A 12,985-nucleotide genomic window follows, 5' to 3' on the forward strand; every position below is an offset into this window, starting at 1 on the left:
TCCTTCGCGCGACCCCTTGTGGAGGCACGATGCGTGAAGTCCGTCCGCTGCTTGAAGCCCCTGCGGGCGCTCCGGCTGTGACCGCCGTTCGCGCCTTTCGTCGTTCCGGAGAGGTGTATAGCTGCGGCGCACACCTCGGCCAAATCACGGATTCTTACGATCTGTTACAGCCACGGTTTCGCCACGATCTCTGAAAAGCCTTTTATCGGCAGGGCGTTAACAAGCAGCTAAACCCGGGACCTTACGGTCCCGGGTCTGTGGCCGAAATATCCCAGTGACGGCTGACGCGCGGCGTCAGACCATCACGGCGACGCTTCTCAGTTCGCCTGACGGCGCAGGAAGGCCGGAATCTCCAGCTGATCGTCCTCCATCATCCGCGGCGGCAGCGCGCGACCCTGCGGGTCGAGGTTGCCGGCCGCCGGGCGGTATTGCGGCGCCTGGGGGGCCGGCGCGCGTACCGCATGCTCGACGCGGGGCGCCGGGATCGACGGGGCCGGCGCGGCGGCGCGGGGGGCCGGCATCGGGGCCGCCTCGGCCTCCTCGCGGCGTCCGCCGAAGCCGACGGTGGCGAGACGGCGCAGCAGGGTCATGCGCTTGGAGTCCGGGGCGGGCTCCGCCGGCTGCTCGTCGCCGCGGCTCTTGAGGATCTGCGCCTGGGTGTGGGGCGGCAGGTCCGAGATCTGCGGCATGCGCGGCGGGCGGGCGAGCTGCGGACGCGGGGGCACGTAGGGGCCGGCACCGAGCGGCGCGGCGTCCTGCACCGGAGCGACCGGCGCCGGCGGCTCGTAGGCCGGGGCGGCGACGCGGGCGGGCGCCTGGGTCAGCATCACGTCGTGGTGGTGCATCACCGAAGCCGGCTCGGGGCGAAAGGTCTCGGCACGGATCGGCTCGGGGGCGACCGCCTCCGGCATCACCGGACGCGGGGCGGGGGCCGGCGCCGGCTCGGCCGCCCGCACCGGCTCGGGGGCCGGGCGCTGGGCGTGAAGCGGGGCGGCGGTCTGGCTGGCGGGCGAGAGCGCGGCCGAGGCCCGGGCGCGGGCTTCGGCGCGCAGGCGCTCGGCCACCTCGGCGATGCGCTGCTCGGTCTGGGCGATCTCCGGGTTGTTCGGCGAATCGGCCGAGATCAGCGCCGGCTCGATGCCGGTGGCCACCACCGACACGCGGATGATGCCGTCGAGGCTCTCGTCGAAGGTGGCGCCGAGGATGATGTTGGCGTCCTGATCGACCTCCTCGCGGATGCGGGTGGCGGCCTCGTCGAGTTCGTAGAGGGTGAGGTCCGAGCCGCCGGTGATCGAGATCAGCAGGCCGCGGGCGCCCTTCATCGACACCTCGTCGAGGAGCGGGTTGGCGATGGCGGCTTCCGCGGCGCGGTTGGCGCGGTTCTCGCCGGACGCCTCGCCGGTGCCCATCATCGCCTTGCCCATGCCGCGCATGATCGCGCGCACGTCGGCGAAGTCGAGGTTGATCAGGCCTTCCTTGACCATCAGGTCGGTGATGCAGGCCACGCCCGAATAGAGCACCTGGTCGGCCATCGCGAAGGCGTCGGCGAAGGTGGTCTTCTCGTTGGCGACGCGGAACAGGTTCTGGTTCGGGATCACGATCAGGGTATCGACCGCGGCCTGAAGCTCCTGGATGCCGGCCTCGGCCGTGCGCATCCGGCGCATGCCCTCGAACTGGAACGGCTTGGTCACGACGCCGACGGTGAGGATGCCCATATCCCGCGCCGCGCGGGCGATGACCGGGGCCGCGCCGGTGCCGGTGCCGCCGCCCATGCCGGCGGTGATGAAGCACATATGCGCGCCTGAGAGCTGGTCGCGGATCTCGTCGATCACCTCTTCGGCGGCCGCCGAGCCGACTTCCGGGTGCGAGCCGGCGCCGAGACCCTGCGTGACGCCGATGCCCATCTGGATCACCCGCTCGGCCTTCGAGGAGGTGAGCGCCTGGGCGTCGGTGTTGGCCACGACGAATTCGCAGCCCAGCAGGCCGGACTCGATCATGTTGTTGACGGCGTTGCCGCCCGCGCCGCCGACGCCGAAGACGGTGATGCGGGGCTTGAGTTCCCGGATGTCCGGAGCCTGAAGAGAGATGGCCATTTGGTCGTGCCCTTCGTGACTTTTGAAGCGATTGCCTGATCGACGCCCTGAGGACGCCTGCCCTGTTGTTTTCTCCGCCCTCACCTTCCGGCGGGACGGGCCGTTTTTCAGAAGCTCTCGCGGATCCAGCGACCGACCCGCGAGAAGTATCCGTCCGTTCCCGTGCCGGCGAAGGCGCCCTGCCCCCGCGGCTCGAAATGCTCCGCATGGGCGACCTGCGGGTAGACCAGCATCCCGACCGAGGCCGAGAAGGCGGGGCCCTTGGCGGCCTCCGGCAGGCCGCGGATGCCCAGCGGGCGACCGATGCGGACCTGTCCCTGGAGGATGCGCCGCGCCGTCTCCGGCAGGCCGACGAGCTGGCTCGCGCCGCCCGTCAGGATCACCCGGCGGCCGGCCTGGGCACCGAAGCCGGCCCCGCGCAGGCGGTCGCGCACCAGTTCGAGCACCTCTTCGACCCGCGGCTTGACGATGCGCACGAGCTGCGAGCGCGGCACGTGGGAGGGAGCCTCGCCCTCGTCCTCGCCGACGCCGTGGACCGCGATCATGTCGCGCTCGTCGGACGGCGTGGCGATGGCCGAGCCGTAGAGGGTCTTCAGCCGCTCGGCGACCGAGACGCGGGTCGAGAGGCCGCGGGCGATGTCCATGGTGACGTGGTGCCCGCCGACCGCGACGGCGTCGCAATGGACGAGGTGCCCGCCGGTGAACACGCCGACGCTGGTGGTGCCGCCGCCCATGTCGACGACGGCGCAGCCGAGTTCGGCCTCGTCGTCGACCAGCGCCGAGAGGCCGGCGGCGTAGGGGGTCGCGATCACGGCATCGACGCCGAGATGGCAATGCTCCACCGCGAGCATCAGGTTGCGGGCGGCGGCCGCTTCCGCGGTGACGACGTGGAGATCGACGCCGAGCGCGTCGCCGATCATGCCCGAGGGGTCGATCACCGCGCCCTGGCCGTCCAGCGCGTAGCCGGTCGGCAGGGCGTGGAGCACGGCGCGGCCGGGGCTGACGCCGTGGGCGCTCGCGGTCTCCAGCACGCGCTCGACGTCCGAGCCCGTGACGGTGCCGGAGCGGACGTTCACCCGCGCCTCGAAATGCTGCGAGGCGAGGCGCCCGCCGGAGATGTTGACGATGACCGACTGGACCTCGGCCTTGGCCATCCGCTCGGCGGCGTGGACCGCGTGACGGATCGCGCCCTCGGCGGCCTCCAGATCGACGATGGCGCCGCCCTTCAGCCCGAGCGAGCGCTGATGGCCGATGCCGATGATGCGGGCGAGGTGCGTCCGGCCCCGCAGGGTCGAGATCGCCTCGGCCGGCTGCAGCTCGGCGATGAGGCACACGACCTTGCTGGTGCCGATGTCGAGCACCGACATCGTCGCGCTCCGGCGGGCGGAGAGCGGCTTCAGGCGCGGCGTGAGGCAGTGGGAGGTCTGCATCGGACGCTACTTTGCGAAAACGCGACGGGGAACGGAGCGGAGGGCGTAACGGCGGGGCGCGCTCATGTGGGCTGCGCCTTCTTCGGCTTCTTGCGACTCTCGGCCCGGGCGGCGGCGGCTTCCTCGGTGAGGCGCACCACGACGCGGTCGGCCATGCGCAGGTCGACGGCGATGATGTCCTTCTCGAGGATGCGGTTGTCGCGCTCCAGCCGCACCAGCCGGGTCAGCGCCTCGGCGGCCCCGGTCTCGGGCAGGCGGATGTCGACGCCGTCGAGCTTGAGCGTCCAGCGCCGGCCGGACACGAAGGTGCCGGCCTTGATGCGGGAGCCCAGCGGGCCGGCGGCCTCGATCAGGCCGAGGTATTCGGTGAGGCGGGCATTGGCCCCCTCCCCCACCACCAGCGGCAGGTTGACGTAGCGCTCGTCGCGCATCTCGTCGATCACGGTGCCATCGGCGGCGATCACTTGGATCTCGCCGTTGCGCTGCCACAGGGCGGCGGGCTCGCGCTCGACCTGATTGATCACGATCTCATTGGGATAGAGCTTGCGCACCGACACGCTGGCGATCAGCGGCTCGGCGAGCAGGCGCTCGCGCGCCTTCTCGAGATCGAGGAACGGCACGGAGGAGCGCCAGTCGATCCCGGCGGCGGAGAGCACCTCGCGCTCGTACATCCGGGAGATGCCGGTGATGGTCACCCGCTCGACGCCGAAGCCGGCGAGGCGCGCGGCGATGTCGAGGGGGCGCCCGTTCTCGATGACGAAGGCGTCGTAGCGCCCGCTCGCGACGAAGCCAGCGAGCGCCAGGACTCCGGAGAGACCGGAGACCAGGGCGATGCCCGCGAGCCGCGGCACGCGCTGCTCGATCGGCGCAGCCGCGCGCAGGCGCCGGGCGGAGAACCGCCGCAGGAACCGGGGCAGCCGCAGCCGGAACCCCGCAGGGGCTCCGCCGCTTCCGAGGCCGGAAGCGTTCAGCGACTGAGAGAAGCGTCCTCCACCATCCATCGGACGAGTTCACCGAAACTCAGGCCTGCGTGGGCCGCGATCTCCGGCACAAGGCTCGTCTGGGTCATGCCGGGCTGCGTGTTGACCTCCAGCACGACGAGGGCGCCGGTTCCCCCCGGCGTATCGTCGTAACGTAGGTCGGCACGGCTGACGCCACGGCATCCCAGTGCTTGATGCGCCGTTAACGCCAACTCTTGGACACGCTGGTAAACATTTGGTTTAAGATCGGCGGGAAGGACGTGGATCGACCCCCCTCCGGCGTACTTCGCATCGAAGTCGTACCACTCCCCCGACACCGGCTTGATCTCGGTCACCCCCAGCGCCCGGTCGCCGATCACGGCGCAGGTCAGCTCACGGCCGGCAACGTAAGTCTCTGCAAGGACTTCCTCGCCGTAGGTCCACGCCTCGGAGGCGAGAATTTGCGGCGGATGCGATCGCTCCTCGCGGACGATGATGACCCCCATGGAAGAGCCCTCGGCGATGGGCTTCACGACATAGGGAGGAGTTAACGGGTGTGACTTCGCCGCATCATGACGGTTAACGACGCGGCCCTCCGGCACGGACACGCCGGCCGCTTTCATGACCGTTTTGGCACGCTCCTTGTGCATGGCGAGCGCGGAGGCCAGCACGCCGGAATGGGTGTAGGGGATCTTGAGGATCTCTAGGAGGCCCTGGATCGTCCCGTCCTCGCCCGCCGGCCCGTGCAGGGCGTTCAGAGCCACATCGGGCTTCAGTTCGGTCAGCACGGTGGCGATGTCGGGCCCGACATCGACCGGCGTGACCCGGAACCCCTCCCCTTCGAGCGCGCGGGCGCAGGCATTGCCGGAACGGAGCGAGATCTCCCGCTCGGAGGACCAGCCACCCATCAGGACGGCGACGTGCTTGGACATGGTGGCTTCTCCGTCGGGGATTTCGGCGATCGGTGAGGCGGTGCGGCGATCAGGCTTCGGCGGCGACGCCGATCCGCTTGATCTCCCAGTGGAGCTCGACACCGGACGACTCGCGGACCCGGCGGCGGACCTCTTCGCCGAGGCCCTCGATGTCGGCGGCCGTCGCGCCACCGCGGTTGATCAGGAAGTTGCAGTGCATCTCCGAGACCTGGGCCCCGCCCATGGTGAGCCCGCGGCAACCGGCGGCGTCGATGAGCTGCCAGGCCTTGCCGCCGTCGGGGTTCTTGAAGGTCGAGCCGCCGGTGCGTTCGCGGATCGGCTGGGCAGCCTCGCGGGCCGCAGTCACCCGCTCCATCTCGGCTTCGATCTCTTCGCGGTGTCCGGGGCGTCCACGGAACGTGGCTTGGGTAAAGATCACGTCGTCGGGGGCCGAGGAGTGGCGATAGCGGAAGCCCATCTCGGCATGGGTGAAGGTCCGGGCCTCGCCCTTGCGGTCGATGCCGCGGGCCTGGATCAGCACGTCAGTGGTCTCGCCGCCATGCGCCCCGGCGTTCATGCGCAGCGCCCCGCCGACCGAGCCGGGGATGCCGCGGAAGAAGGCGAGCCCGTCCAGCGAGGCCTCCGCCGCCGCCTTCGCCAACCGCATGTCGGGCACGGCGGTACCGGCCCGGATGGTCTCGCCGTCGATCTCGACCGAGCCGAACGCCTTGCCGCCGAGCCGGATCGTCACGCCGGGAATCCCGCCGTCGCGCACGATCAAGTTCGAGCCGAGGCCGATCACGGTGACCGGGACGGCCGGATCGAGGGCGGCGAGGAAGACGGAGAGATCTTCCTCGTCGGCCGGGCTGAACAGCACCTGCGCCGGCCCGCCGACGCGGAACCACGTGAGGTCGGCCAGCGACTGGTTTTCGAGGAGCCGGCCGCGGAGGTTGGGCGCGGCGGCGCGGATGGCGTCGGTGAGGGCGTTCGAAGTCATGCTAGCCTGTCGCCTGGAGCGGGCGGAATCGACGGGAGGCGGGTTTGGGCAGGAGCGTCGTCTTCACCCGCGCCGCCGCGCGCGTTTTGAGCCGGATGCCGCGCAATACCGAGGAATTGATCCGCGGCAAGCTCCGACAGCTCGCCGACGACCCGTCCGCGCTCGCCAACAACGTCAAGGCGCTCAAGGGCGGGGAAGAACGCTACCGCCTGCGGGTCGGCGATTGGCGCGCGGTCTTCACCATCGAGCCGGATCGGATCATTGTCCACGAGGTCGGCCCGCGGGGCTCGATCTATGGATAGGAGCGGCCCGATGACCGTCGTGCGCACCCGGACCCCGTCGGGCGAGGCGATCGTGATCCTGCCCGAAGCCGAGTTCGAGCGGCTGCGGGAGCTGGCCGAGGACGCGCTCGATGCGCGCGCCGTCGATGCGTCCGAAGCGCGCCTGCAGGCCGGCACCGAGGAGCTGCTGGATGAGGCCGCCCTCGATGCTCTGCGCGCCGCCCCGAGCCCGCTCGCCTTCTGGCGCGAGCGCCGCGGCATGGCGGCGAGCGCGCTGGCGCAGGACACAGCCATCGAGCCGGAGCTTCTGGCGGCGATCGAGCGGGGCGAGCGCGCGGCCGATCCCGCTACGACGGCGCGATTGGCAAAAATCCTCGGCATCGATGCCGAGGATCTGATGCCGGAGCCGGCCGAGGCGTGAGACCGGCTCACGCGCCTCACCCCTTCAACGCCGCCAGCTCCCCCGGCAGTGCGTAGGCCCACTGGGTGATCGTGCCGGCGCCCAGGCACACCACGTAATCGCCGGCCTGCGCCCGGCCGGCGACGAGCCCGGCCAGCTCTTCCGGGGCGTTCAGCGCCAGCGCGTCGCGGTGGCCGCGGGACTTCAGACCCGCCACCAGCGAATCGCGGTCGAAGCCCTCGATCGGCGCCTCGCCCGCGGCGTAGACGGGCGCGACGATCACCGTGTCGGCGTCGTTGAAGCAGGTGCAGAAATCCTCGAACAGGGATTGCAGCCGGGTATAGCGGTGCGGCTGCACCACGGCGACGACGTTGCCGTCGGTCGAGGCGCGGGCGGCCCGCAGGACGGCCGCGATCTCCACCGGGTGATGGCCGTAATCGTCGAAGATCGTCGCGCCGTTCCACTCGCCGGTGCGGGTGAAGCGGCGCTTGACGCCGCCGAAGCCCGACAGCGCCTTGCGGATCGCGTCCTCGGAGACGCCGAGTTCGTGGGCCACCGCCAGCGCCGCGGTGGCGTTGAGCGCGTTGTGCTTGCCCGGCATCGGCAGGACGAGATCCTGCATCTCCAAGCGGAAGCCGGGGCGGCGGTCGCGGATCATCACCCGGAAGCGGCTCTGCCCCCCCTTCAGGTCGATGTCGAGGAGGCGCACGTCGGCCTGCGGGTTCTCGCCGTAGGTGATGATGCGCCGGTCCTCGATATGGCCGACGAGGTCCTGCACGATCGGGTGGTCGATGCACATCACCGCGAAGCCGTAGAACGGGATGTTGTCGATGAAGCGCCGGAAGGCGTCCTTGATCGCGTCGAACGAGCCGAAATGGTCGAGATGCTCGGGGTCGATGTTGGTGACGATGGCCACGTCCGCCGGCAGCTTGAGGAAAGTGCCGTCGGATTCGTCGGCCTCCACCACCATCCAGTCGCCCGCGCCCATGCGGGCGTTGGTGCCGTAGGCGTTGATGATGCCGCCGTTGATCACCGTCGGGTCGAGATTACCGGCGTCGAGCAGGGTGGCGACCAGCGAGGTCGTCGTGGTCTTGCCGTGGGTGCCGGCGACCGCGACGCAGGACTTGAACCGCATCAGCTCGGCCAGCATCTCGGCCCGGCGCACGACGGGCAGGCGGCGCTCGCGGGCCTCGACCAGCTCCGGGTTGTCGCGGCGGATCGCGGTCGAGACCACGACGAGGGCGGCGTTCTCGACGTTCTCGGCCCGGTGGCCGACGAAGGTGCGGATGCCCTTCTCGGCCAGCCGCCGGACGTTGGCGTTGTCGTTCGCGTCCGAGCCCTGCACGGTGTAGCCGAGATTGGCCATCACCTCGGCGATGCCGGACATGCCGATGCCGCCGATGCCGATGAAATGGATGGGGCCGAGCTTTTCGGGCAGCTTCATGTCTCGAACCTTCGCGGGTCCGGGGCGCAAGCGCGCCCCGATGAATTCTCTACCGGAACGCGCCGATGCGCGATCCGCCCCCGCGGCTGCGGGGCGGCGGTCGTCCGCCGGACGCGATAGGTCCGAAGGACCTGTCGCACCTAGGATGATGCGGCAGCCGTCTCGACCACCACGGCGGCGAGGCGGTCGGCGGCATCGAGGATGCGGGCGGTTTTGGCCGCCGCCGCCGCTTCGGTCAATTTCCGGGGGGCGCCGAACAGGTCCACAAGTTCGGCGGCCAGCCGATCCGGCGTGAAGCCGCTCTGCTGGATCGAGAGCGCCGCGCCGATGCCGGCCAGCGTCGCGGCGTTGGCGGCCTGATCCTGATCGAGGGCGCCGGGCAGCGGCACGAGGATCGCAGGGCGGCCGATGGCGGCGAGTTCCGACACCGTGGAGGCGCCCGAGCGCGCCACGACGAGGTGGGCGGCGGCCATCCGGCCGGGCAAGTCCTTGAAGAAGGGCGCCGCCTCGATCCCGCCGAGACCCATCGCCAGATAGCGGTTCTGCACCGCGGTCAGGTCCTCGGGCCGGGCCTGCTGGACGAGATGGATCCGCGCGCGCAGGTCATTCGGCAGCTTTTCCAGGGCGGCGGGCACGACCTCGCTCATCACGCGGGCGCCCTGGCTGCCGCCGAACACGAGGAGGCGCAGGGGCGCCTCCCCCTCGACGGACGGATAGGGCGTGTCGGCCACGCTCAGCACCGCCGGGCGGATCGGGTTGCCGGTGTGGACGCGGCGCGCCGTCGCCTTCTCGGGCACGCCGCGCACGTCCTTGAAACCGGTGGCGATGACCCGGGCGCCCTTGGCCAGGAAGCCGTTGGCGCGGCCCATCACGGCGTTCTGCTCGTGCAGGATCGTCGGCACCTTGAGAAGTTGCGCGGCCAGCATCGGCGGCACGGTCGGGTAGCCGCCGAAGCCCACGACCGCGGCCGGGTTGAGCCGCCGCACGGCGCGGGCCGCCTGCCCGAAGCCGCGCCCCAGCGTCACCATGGCACCGGCCCGCCGCAGGGGCGAGCGGCCCGAGGGCGTGGCCGAGGCGATGGTGACGACCTCGTCGGCGGGGAAGTCGCCGGCGATGGAATCGACCCGCGCGTCGGTGGCGAGCGCAACCCGGATGCCGCGCGCCTTCAGGGCGTAGGCGAGGCTCTGGGCCGGGAACAGGTGGCCGCCCGTGCCGCCGGCACAGACCAGAACCAGAGGCGTGAAGACGGTCATTGAGCGTGTCCTCGATGCCGACGCCCCTGCGTGCGGGCAGGTGGCGTCGGCGAGGCGGTGAGGGTCGGGCGCGCCGTCGGATTCACTGCATGATCCCCGGAACGGCCGAGGGCAGCGTGCCGGGCGGGCGCTGGCTCACCATCGTCGTGCGCGGGCGCTTGCGAGTGAGCGCCACGAGGAAGCCCATGCCGAGCGCCAGCGAGATCAGCGACGAGCCGCCATAGGAGACGAACGGCAGGGTCATGCCCTTGGCCGGCATGAGCTGCGTGTTCACCGCCATGTTGATGCAGGCCTGGAGGCCGAACAGGGTGGTCAGACCGGTGATGGCGAGCCTCGAAAACGTGTCGTCGGTGCGGCGCGCGAGCTTGAGCCCGCGCAGGACGATGTAGGCGAAGAGGGCCACGAGGCCCAGGCAGACGATCACGCCGAATTCCTCGCCGGTGACGGAGAAGATGAAGTCGGTATGCGCGTCGGGCAGGTGACGCTTGGCCACGCCCTCGCCCGGCCCGGTGCCGAACCAGCCGCCGGAATTGAACGATTCCCGCGACCAGAACTCCTGGAAGCTGTCGCCCGAATCGCGGTCCATGAAGCGGTTGATGCGCTCGCGCACGTGGTGGAGGAAGGTGTAGGCGGCGAACACGCCGGTGAGCCCCAGCGCGCCGAGCCCCGCCACCCAGAACCAGTGCAGGCCGGCGACGAAGAACAGCGCGCACCACACCATGGTGATCAGCATGGTCTGGCCGAAATCCGGCTGGAGGATCAGCGGCACGATGGTGACCGGCAGGAGCAGGATGGCGAGGAACCCGCCCGGCATGTCGCGGCGCTGCGCGCCTTCCGAGAAGGCCCAGGCGGCCACCACCACGAAGGCCGGCTTCACGAACTCGGAGGGCTGCAGGCCGAAGGAGCCGAACTGGATCCAGCGATGCGCGCCCTTGATCTCGGGGCCGAACTTGCCGGCCAGGATGCAGAGGGCGACGCCGCTCATCCACGTCACCAGGGCGAAGCGCCGGATGTGGCGCACCGACAGGAACGAGACCGCGATGATGAGCAGGATCGTGGGCGCGAGGTAGAGCGCCTGACGGTTGAGGAAGTAGAAGGTCGGCAGGCCGATGCGCTCGGCCACCGGGGGGCCGCCGCCCATCAGGAAGACGAGGCCGGCCACCATCAGGCAGCCGAGGCCCGCGAGCAGGCCGCGATCCACCGTCCACCACCAATCTGCCAGGGGGCTGCGTTCGGCGCGCGACATCATGGCGGGGCTCGACTCCGAAGGGCGCGTCATCCCGCGACGAGACGCGGGCGGCCCGCCGTGATCGTGGTCCGTAAGGGTTAATGGTCTGTTGCGCCGAACGTGGATGCCCTCGTGAAGCGCAACGCAAATCCCCCTCCCCCGCGGAGGGGGGAGCGAAAGGCGACGGAGGCCACCCGAAAACAATCCCCCAGCCATGCACATCCGCGCGCATCCGCCGCTAGGCGCGGGGCCGGTCGCGTGATACTGGCCCCTGCCAACCCGATACCGCTGGCCGAACGCTTCGGCCCGGCGCTTTCTTCGTCACCGGAGTTGGTTCATGGCCCGTATCAGCGCAGATTCGATCATCGAGGGCCTCACCTTCGACGACGTGCTGCTGCGTCCCGCCGCCTCCTCGGTGATGCCGACGGAAGTCGACGTGGCCACGCGGCTGACCCGCACGATCCACCTCAACCTGCCGATCATCGCCTCCGCCATGGACACGGTGACGGAGGCGCCCATGGCCATCGCCATGGCGCAGAACGGGGGGCTCGGCGTCATCCACCGCAACCTCGAGCCGGCCGAGCAGGCCGAGCAGGTCCGCCTCGTCAAGAAGTACGAGTCGGGCATGGTGCTCAACCCGATCACCATCCACCCCGACGAGACGCTGGCCGACGCCTTCGAGGTGATGAAGAAGAACCGGATCTCCGGCATCCCGGTGGTCGAGCGCGGCCCCAACGGCTCGCGCGGCAAGCTCGTCGGCATCCTGACGAACCGCGACGTGCGCTTCGCGACGAACACCGGCCAGCCGGTGGCCGAGCTGATGACCCGCGACCGCCTCATCACGGTGCGCGAGGGCGTGACCCAGGACGAGGCCAAGCGCCTGCTGCACCAATTCCGCATCGAGAAGCTGCTCGTCGTCGACGACCACTACCGTTGCATCGGCCTGATCACCGTCAAGGACATCGAGAAGCAGGTCGCCTACCCCAACGCCGTCAAGGACGAGCAGGGCCGCCTGCGGGTCGCTGCCGCCACGACCACAGGCGATTCCGGCTTCGAGCGGGCCGAGCGCCTGATCGATGCGGGCTGCGACGTGATCGTGGTCGACACCGCCCACGGCCATTCCCGCAAGGTGCTCGACAGCGTCGCCCGGGTGAAGCAGCTCTCCAACGCCGTGCAGATCATCGCGGGCAACGTCGCCACGGCGGAAGGCGCCCGCGCGCTGATCGATGCGGGCGCGGACGCGATCAAGGTCGGCATCGGCCCGGGCTCGATCTGCACCACCCGCATCGTCGCGGGCGTCGGCGTGCCCCAGCTCACCGCGCTGATGGAGGCCGTCGAGGCCGCTCAAGGCGCGGACGTGCCGGTGATCGCCGACGGCGGCATCAAGTTCTCGGGCGACCTCGCCAAGGCGATCGCGGCCGGCGCCTCGGTCGCCATGCTCGGCTCGCTGCTCGCCGGCACCGACGAGGCGCCGGGCGAGGTCTTTTTGTATCAGGGGCGTTCGTACAAGAGCTACCGGGGCATGGGCTCGGTGGGCGCCATGGCTCGCGGCTCGGCCGACCGCTACTTCCAGGCCGAGGTCAGCGACACCCACAAGCTCGTGCCGGAGGGCATCGAAGGCCAGGTGCCTTACAAGGGCCCGGTGGCCGCCGTGCTGCACCAGCTCGCCGGGGGCCTGCGCGCCGCCATGGGCTATGTCGGCGCCGCGACCGTGCCGGAATTCCAGGAGCGGGCGCAGTTCGTGCGCATCACCAATGCGGGCCTGCGCGAGAGCCACGTCCACGACGTGACCATCACCCGCGAGAGCCCGAACTATCCGAGCCGGGCCTGATCGCCCGGCCATCGGGCCGTTTCACAGCCAGATCAGGCTGACGACGAGGATCGTGCATTCGAAGGCGAGCAGCGTCCCGAGCAGGTAGGTCACCCAGTGATCGTCGCCTGCCGACGGGTCCGCAAGGTCGTCTTCGGTCATCGCCGCCTCCCCGTCCG

11 protein-coding genes are annotated in these 12,985 nt (G+C 70.5%); 3 read left to right on the forward strand and 8 right to left on the reverse strand.

From position 1 onward, the window contains the following. Positions 1 to 317: 317 nt before the first annotated feature. The 5 genes from ftsZ to murB all read right to left on the reverse strand — a co-directional run bounded on the left by ftsZ (position 318) and on the right by murB (position 6,390). Positions 318 to 2,093 carry a cell division protein FtsZ gene (ftsZ, locus tag BM140_RS05310; protein WP_091942796.1) on the reverse strand — a complete coding sequence of 592 codons (1,776 nt, stop codon included), beginning with the start codon at positions 2,091 to 2,093 and terminating at the stop codon, positions 318 to 320. Between the two features lie 107 nt (positions 2,094 to 2,200). Further along, entirely contained in the window at positions 2,201 to 3,523 is a 1,323-nt protein-coding gene (gene ftsA / locus BM140_RS05315) for a cell division protein FtsA (protein ID WP_091942798.1), read from the reverse strand. 62 nt (positions 3,524 to 3,585) lie between these two features. Next, positions 3,586 to 4,524, reverse strand: coding sequence for a cell division protein FtsQ/DivIB (locus tag BM140_RS05320; RefSeq protein ID WP_091942800.1), 939 nt, complete (start codon positions 4,522 to 4,524; stop codon positions 3,586 to 3,588). After that, complete coding sequence (locus BM140_RS05325; protein WP_091942802.1) at positions 4,491 to 5,414, reverse strand: D-alanine--D-alanine ligase; 924 nt, start codon at positions 5,412 to 5,414, stop codon at positions 4,491 to 4,493. Before BM140_RS05325 ends, BM140_RS05320 begins: the two co-directional genes overlap by 34 nt. 49 nt (positions 5,415 to 5,463) lie before the next feature. Further along, a complete protein-coding gene (gene murB, locus BM140_RS05330; protein ID WP_091942804.1) occupies positions 5,464 to 6,390 on the reverse strand; it encodes a UDP-N-acetylmuramate dehydrogenase in 927 nt (308 codons plus the stop codon). 44 nt (positions 6,391 to 6,434) lie between these two features. Between murB and BM140_RS05335 the strand changes: the two genes are divergently transcribed. Continuing rightward, the gene (locus tag BM140_RS05335; RefSeq protein ID WP_244535307.1) at positions 6,435 to 6,692 is read left to right on the forward strand and encodes a type II toxin-antitoxin system RelE family toxin; all 258 of its coding nucleotides are present in this window, start codon (positions 6,435 to 6,437) and stop codon (positions 6,690 to 6,692) included. 10 nt (positions 6,693 to 6,702) lie between these two features. Further along, positions 6,703 to 7,092 (forward strand): helix-turn-helix domain-containing protein, encoded by a 390-nt coding sequence (locus tag BM140_RS05340; RefSeq protein WP_091942806.1) that lies wholly within the window; start codon positions 6,703 to 6,705, stop codon positions 7,090 to 7,092. 16 nt (positions 7,093 to 7,108) lie between these two features. Here the strand turns inward: BM140_RS05340 and murC are convergent, their stop codons facing one another. The 3 genes from murC to BM140_RS05355 form a co-directional block, all read right to left on the reverse strand. Further along, the gene (gene murC / locus BM140_RS05345; protein ID WP_091942808.1) at positions 7,109 to 8,515 is read right to left on the reverse strand and encodes a UDP-N-acetylmuramate--L-alanine ligase; all 1,407 of its coding nucleotides are present in this window, start codon (positions 8,513 to 8,515) and stop codon (positions 7,109 to 7,111) included. Between the two features lie 140 nt (positions 8,516 to 8,655). Next, positions 8,656 to 9,768 carry an undecaprenyldiphospho-muramoylpentapeptide beta-N-acetylglucosaminyltransferase gene (gene murG / locus BM140_RS05350; protein WP_091942810.1) on the reverse strand — a complete coding sequence of 371 codons (1,113 nt, stop codon included), beginning with the start codon at positions 9,766 to 9,768 and terminating at the stop codon, positions 8,656 to 8,658. 82 nt (positions 9,769 to 9,850) lie between these two features. Further along, complete coding sequence (locus tag BM140_RS05355; RefSeq protein ID WP_091942812.1) at positions 9,851 to 11,017, reverse strand: FtsW/RodA/SpoVE family cell cycle protein; 1,167 nt, start codon at positions 11,015 to 11,017, stop codon at positions 9,851 to 9,853. A gap of 316 nt (positions 11,018 to 11,333) precedes the next feature. Here BM140_RS05355 and guaB point away from each other — a divergent pair, with 316 nt between their 5' ends. Further along, entirely contained in the window at positions 11,334 to 12,827 is a 1,494-nt protein-coding gene (gene guaB, locus BM140_RS05360) for an IMP dehydrogenase (protein WP_091942814.1), read from the forward strand. Positions 12,828 to 12,985: the final 158 nt, after the last annotated feature.

This window comes from Methylorubrum salsuginis (assembly GCF_900114375.1).
Taxonomy (GTDB): domain Bacteria; phylum Pseudomonadota; class Alphaproteobacteria; order Rhizobiales; family Beijerinckiaceae; genus Methylobacterium; species Methylobacterium salsuginis.

What these genes read in the sequence shown, in the direction of transcription:
- BM140_RS05325 (WP_091942802.1), bottom strand. Translation starts at nt 5,414, where the DNA reads ATGTCCAAGCACGTCGCCGTCCTGATGGGTGGCTGGTCCTCCGAGCGG.
- murB (WP_091942804.1), bottom strand. Translation starts at nt 6,390, where the DNA reads ATGACTTCGAACGCCCTCACCGACGCCATCCGCGCCGCCGCGCCCAAC.
- BM140_RS05355 (WP_091942812.1), bottom strand. Translation starts at nt 11,017, where the DNA reads ATGATGTCGCGCGCCGAACGCAGCCCCCTGGCAGATTGGTGGTGGACG.
- murC (WP_091942808.1), bottom strand. Translation starts at nt 8,515, where the DNA reads ATGAAGCTGCCCGAAAAGCTCGGCCCCATCCATTTCATCGGCATCGGC.
- guaB (WP_091942814.1), top strand. Translation starts at nt 11,334, where the DNA reads ATGGCCCGTATCAGCGCAGATTCGATCATCGAGGGCCTCACCTTCGAC.
- BM140_RS05340 (WP_091942806.1), top strand. Translation starts at nt 6,703, where the DNA reads ATGACCGTCGTGCGCACCCGGACCCCGTCGGGCGAGGCGATCGTGATC.
- ftsZ (WP_091942796.1), bottom strand. Translation starts at nt 2,093, where the DNA reads ATGGCCATCTCTCTTCAGGCTCCGGACATCCGGGAACTCAAGCCCCGC.
- ftsA (WP_091942798.1), bottom strand. Translation starts at nt 3,523, where the DNA reads ATGCAGACCTCCCACTGCCTCACGCCGCGCCTGAAGCCGCTCTCCGCC.
- BM140_RS05320 (WP_091942800.1), bottom strand. Translation starts at nt 4,524, where the DNA reads ATGGATGGTGGAGGACGCTTCTCTCAGTCGCTGAACGCTTCCGGCCTC.
- murG (WP_091942810.1), bottom strand. Translation starts at nt 9,768, where the DNA reads ATGACCGTCTTCACGCCTCTGGTTCTGGTCTGTGCCGGCGGCACGGGC.